This is a genomic window from Noviherbaspirillum sp., from assembly GCF_036846085.1.
Lineage (GTDB): Bacteria > Pseudomonadota > Gammaproteobacteria > Burkholderiales > Burkholderiaceae_D > Noviherbaspirillum.
The window spans coordinates 1-5,205 of sequence record NZ_DAIUCO010000328.1 but is presented as its reverse complement, the minus strand read 5'-3'; the positions used below and the strand labels follow the sequence as shown (position 1 = coordinate 5,205).

Annotated in this window: 4 protein-coding genes and 1 pseudogene; 2 read left to right on the top strand and 3 right to left on the bottom strand. The window is 64.4% G+C overall.

Annotation, left to right across the window (positions count from 1 at the left end; genetic code table 11):
- Together V7080_RS23885 and V7080_RS23880 are read right to left on the bottom strand one after the other, a co-directional pair.
- A partial coding sequence (locus tag V7080_RS23885; RefSeq protein ID WP_334190878.1) for a type VI secretion system Vgr family protein occupies positions 1–1,200 on the bottom strand: 1,200 nt, incomplete at its 3' end.
- 173 nt (positions 1,201–1,373) lie between these two features.
- Entirely contained in the window at positions 1,374–2,063 is a 690-nt protein-coding gene (locus V7080_RS23880) for an ArsR/SmtB family transcription factor (RefSeq protein ID WP_334190877.1), read from the bottom strand.
- Positions 2,064–2,133: 70 nt separating this feature from the next.
- Between V7080_RS23880 and V7080_RS23875 the strand changes: the two are divergent.
- Both V7080_RS23875 and V7080_RS23870 read left to right on the top strand, forming a co-directional pair.
- Positions 2,134–2,421: pseudogene (locus V7080_RS23875) on the top strand (antibiotic biosynthesis monooxygenase family protein); the annotation flags it as partial.
- A gap of 288 nt (positions 2,422–2,709) precedes the next feature.
- Complete coding sequence (locus V7080_RS23870) at positions 2,710–3,834, top strand: cytochrome P450 (protein ID WP_334190876.1); 1,125 nt, start codon at positions 2,710–2,712, stop codon at positions 3,832–3,834.
- On the opposite strand, the gene moeA is transcribed toward V7080_RS23870, so the two are convergent.
- Positions 3,835–5,121 (bottom strand): molybdopterin molybdotransferase MoeA, encoded by a 1,287-nt coding sequence (gene moeA / locus V7080_RS23865; RefSeq protein ID WP_334190875.1) that lies wholly within the window; start codon positions 5,119–5,121, stop codon positions 3,835–3,837.
- Positions 5,122–5,205 lie beyond the last annotated feature (84 nt).

Here is a 5,205-nt window from a genome sequence, read left to right as displayed (position 1 = left end):
CTCGGTCAAGGGCCTGGCTGAAGCGTCGGCCCATGCCGTTCCATCGTTGGCGGCGGTGCCGCTTGCCGGCTGCAGCAGCGTCCTGGCCGTTTCGGTCAGATCGGCCGGCAAGTTGTTGCGTGCATACAGGCTGTGCCGGACGACCGCGAACTGCCGCTGTTCCGGCCCGTCTTGGTCATGCAGCGGATGGTCGACGAGTTCGAAATGGCGGCCCACGGCGATTTCGCGATGGCTGCCGGTACCGGTGAAATGCTTGGCCGCGTACTCATGCGCTCCCATGCGCAGCTTGCCGTAGCGGGCATGGTCGTCGCTGTCGTTGGCGGCATGATGGGTGTCGAAGCGGTAGTCTTCCAGCGTGCCGGCCAGTTGCCTGCCGTGGTCGCCCTGGTCGGTGCGGTTGTCGTCCTGGCGGATGTTGACGGTCACCGCCTTGTATTCATAGCTGGATCGCTGCACCGCACCGGGCTGCACGCTGCGCCGGCCATGCCAGCCGGTGATGGCGTCTTCATTCTCGGTGCCGTCGTCGCGGTGGAAGCGCACCTTCGCCGCCGATGCCGGCTGCAGCAGCGATGGATCGTCGAACAGTACCAGCGTGAGTTTCGGATGCTCGCCGGGCACGCCGGCATCGCCGTGTTCGACATACCAGGAAATGCCTTCGTGGGCGAGCCAGCGGGTGACGAAGGCGGTGTCGGATTCGTTGTACTGGGTGACCCAGGATTGCTTCGGGTAAGTGCCGATGCAGCGGTCATCGATGTCGAAGCAGGCGCTCAGCACGCTGTTGTGCTGGCGGTGCTCGTTGAGGACGATGGCGACGAATTCGCGCACCGACAGGTCCTGGAAGACGCGGCTGTTGATGCGTTTGGCCAGCAGCGCGAACGGGTCTTCGAGGGTGAGGCTGAAGCGCGCGAAGCCGCCGTTGGCGCCTTCCTGCGCGGCGGCGGTGACGATGCCGCAGAGGGCCCGCTCGGCGCCGTCGTCGGTGAGGATGGCCAGTTGGACCGGCAGGCCGAGGAACTGCTTGAGTTCGAGGAAGGCGTCGCTGGACAGGCAGGTCAGGGTGTAGTGCAGGCCTTCGGAAATGCCTTCGGTGCCGGACACTTCGTAGGGCAGGACGACGTCATCGTCGATGCCGGAACCCGGCGCCATGGTCAGCTTCAATAGCCGGTTGGATTGCTTGAAGGCCAGCGTTGGTGCGGTCATGGAATACCCGTCTGAATGCTTCGGTGGAGAACTGTGCAAAAACGCAACCGGCAAATAGTTGGCTTTTTTGCAAGAACGGGATTCTACCGATTTATTGTTTTATTTACAACAACAGATGCGGCGCATAGGCCGGCGCGCTGGCGGCCGATTGAGGGTCTTGAAGGAGGAATGGTCTAGACGTCGCAGCCGAAGGTGTCCTTCAGCCCTCGCTTGCCCTGCGGCGTCAGTTGCACCACACGAGATTGATGTGCCCGCATCAGCCAGCGGCGTTCGAGCATGTGTTCCAGCAGGGCCGCGCCGAGGGAACCGCCGAGGTGGAATTGCCGTTCGCTCCAGTCGAGGCAGCCGCAGGCGAATTGGCGCTGCGCCCGCCGCGCAGAGTCGATATCGATGCCGAACGCGTGGAACGCGCCCTCCCCTTTTTCTGACAACTCCCATTGCTTGCCGGTGCAGCGCAGCAGGCCTTGTTGTTCGAAGTTGACCAGCAAGGCCACCGCGAGCTCGCCGGCAAGATGGTCGTAGCAGGTGCGGGCGAATCGCATCGCCGGCGGCGTGCCCCTGGAGGCCGGCAATGCGCGCGTGGCCGGCTTCGGACTGATGGCGGCGAGCGATTCCAGCGCGACCGCGACGGTGTGATCGGCGAGCCGGTAATACCGATGGCGCCCTTGTGTTTCCACCAGCAACAATTGCGCCTCGACCAGCTTCGACAGGTGCCCGCTGGCCGATTGCGCCGAGACATTGGCGGCAAACGCGAGTTCGCCGGCAGGCCGGGCGCGGCCATCGATCAGCAACCAGAGCATGGCGGCGCGGGCGGGGTCGCCGAGCAATGCGGCAACCGAAGCAATGTTGACGGCGGATTCCATGATTCATCCTCCCATGAACTGTTCAATCGATGGCGATCGTATCATGGCCAAAACATCACTGGAGGCTGCCATGTTCGCCGTTGCATTCGAAGTTTTGCCGTCGGAAAGCGGCTATCAGCGCTATCTCGATACCGCCGCCGCGTTGCGCCCGATCCTCGATGCGATGGACGGCTTCGTGTCGATCGAGCGCTTTAAAAGCCTGACCGAACCGGGCTGGATCCTGTCGCTGTCGTTCTGGCGCGATGAAGCGGCGCTGGTGCGCTGGCGCATGCACGGCGAGCACCGGGCGGCGCAGGCTGACGGACGCGCTTCCGTTTTCGATGACTACCGGCTGCGGGTGCTCCGCGTACTGCCTGACGCGGATATCGGGCAGGAGCCGCTGGTGGGCATCCGCGAATACAGCGACCTGCGCGACGATGCGCGCGGCAAGCGTTTCGAGAGCCTGGCGAATGCGGGAAAGCGTATTGGCTTGCTTGATTTCGGCGATGGCCACGCCGCACGGGATTGGCAGGCAGGGGCCGCCGCAGCTACGCAAACGCACTGCGCGGTCGTACTGCGGGACTACGGCATGTTCGACCGCGCGCAGGCACCGCAGCAGTTCCCTCCGGCATTGCGCCGCCATGCATCAACCTGACGAAGAACCGACATGACTGACACGCTTTTCCTTCAATCGGACGTCCCCGATCCGTTCGGCGTCTACGCGCACAAACTGGCCCGGCACCCGGTGCATCGAGACGAAGGCAGCCGCCTATGGGCCGTGTATTCACACGCGGCCTGCAAGGCACTGTTGCAAAGCGACGCGGCGCACATCCCGCCGCAGCCTGCCGCGATGCTGGAGACGATGAACCCGCATACCGCCCTGCTGGCTGCGAAGCTGGCGCGGCTCGCCAATCCGCCCATGCATGCCGCCGCGAGACAGGCGGCGATGCGGCTGGTCGAAAGCATGCATGCCGTGGATGTCGCCGCTCTGCTGGATTCACTTCTGCACGGGCACGCCCATGACACGCTGGATTGGATCGACGTGGTGTGCAAAAAACTGCCCGCCCTGTTTATCCTGAAGAGCTTCGGCTTCACGCAGCGGGACATCGACGCCCTGCTGCCCCAGGTCGAAACGCTGACGAAGATCATGTCGCCGAACAAGACCGCACGGCAGATCGGCGAAGTGAACGCGGTGTCGGAAGCGGTGTACCGCACGGTGGCGCATCACCTGACCCGCCTTCCGGGATTGTCTGCGGCGATGATGGAAGACCGCGATCTGCATGCCGTGAACATGATCGGGTTGCTGATCCAGAGCTACGACGCGGGACGCGGCATCCTGAGCAATGCGCTGGTGCAGCAGATCCGGTTTCATCCCGGCGGGTTTGGCGATGACGTGGCGGCGTACAGGCGGCTGGTGACGGAAACCCTGCGATTCGACCCGCCTATCCACAACACCCGGCGGGTGCTGGCGGCGGATGTCGAGATCGGCGGCGTGCAGATGCAGAAGGGTGATGCGGTCTTGCTGGTGCTGGCGGCGGCAAACCGGGACCCGGAGCGATTCGCCGATCCGGAAAAGTTCGATCCGGAACGCGGTAACAACATGGATCACCTGAGCTTCGGCACCGGCATGCACATGTGCGCGGCGCATCGTCTGTCGGTCGCGCTTGCCGCCGATGCGCTGGCGGCGTTGTACGCTCATTTCCCGAAGGTGGCGCTGCTGCAGGAAAGGTTCGCTTACGAACCGCTGGTTAATGCCCGGCTGCCGACACGCATGCTTATTCGCCTGGGCTGATCACACCAGCCCTTCGAACACCAGCACATCAACGAGGTCACCCGCCTTCACCGAACCCTGCTCATGCTGCAGCACCACCATGCAGTTCGCCTCCGACATCGAGCGCAGGATGCCGGAGCCCTGCGAGCCGGTGATGCGCACCTGCCGCCTGCCGCTCGCGTCGGTGCTGAGGATGCCGCGCTGGTATTCGGTGCGGCCCGGCTTCTTGCGGATCGGGCCTTCCGATACCGCCTGCAACAAGGACAACGGCGCGCTGTCCGCCCCCATCATGCGCAGCAGGGCATCGCGGGCAAAGAAATAAAAGGTGACCATCACCGCCACCGGATTGCCTGGCAGGCCGAACAGGTAAGCGCTGCGGCCGTTCGACGCGATCTTGCCGAAGGCCATCGGCCGGCCGGGACGCATGCCGATCTTCCAGAACGTGACGTCGCCCAGGGTCGCCATGATCTGCTTGGTGTAATCCGCTTCGCCGACCGATACGCCGCCGGAGGTGATGATGGCATCGGCGTTTTCACAGGCGGAGCGAAATGCCTGTTCCAGCAGCGCCGGGTCGTCTCGCACCACGCCCATGTCGATGATGTCGACGCCGAGCCGGGTCAGCATGCCGTACAGCGTGTATCGGTTGCTGTCGTACACGCAGCCGGGGTCGAGCGGTTCGCCGATGGAGCGCAACTCGTCGCCGGTGGAGAAGAACGCCACCCGCAGCCGCCTCTGCACCGGCACTTCCGCGATGCCGAGCGACGCCATCAGGCCGATGTCGGCCGGGCGCAGGATGCGGCCCTGCAACAGCGCGGGCTTGCCGGCGGCAAGGTCTTCGCCGCGCAGGCGCCGGTTGTCGCCGGTCTTCACCACGCCGGGGGGAATCGTCACCGACGTGTCGGTAGCTCCCTGCGTAAATTCCTGCGGCACGACCGTATCGCAACCCGCGGGCATCGGCGCGCCCGTCATGATGCGCACGCATTCGCCGGCGGCCACCGGCGTGCCGACACCGGCCCCGGCATAAGCGGTGGCGATGATCTTCACCGTGATCGGTTGCGTCGCATCGAGATCGGCGCCGCGGATTGCGTAGCCATCCATCGCGGAATTGTCATGCGCGGGCACATCGATCGCGCACACGATGTCCTGCGCAAGTACGCGGCCGAGGGCGCTGCGCAATGCGACTTTTTCCACTGACTGGATTGGCGTGACGAAGTCGCGGATGATGGCCTGCGCCTGGGCGACGGGCAATGCGTTCGGGTCGTAGTCGGAGAGGCAGCTGGTGACCTCGGAGAGGGTGGGATGGGGCATTTTTATTTTTGATCTTTGATGGGATGGACGGAGTCACGGGTTGATGCTCACTACCCCCACCCTACCCCTCCCCCTGGAAGGGGG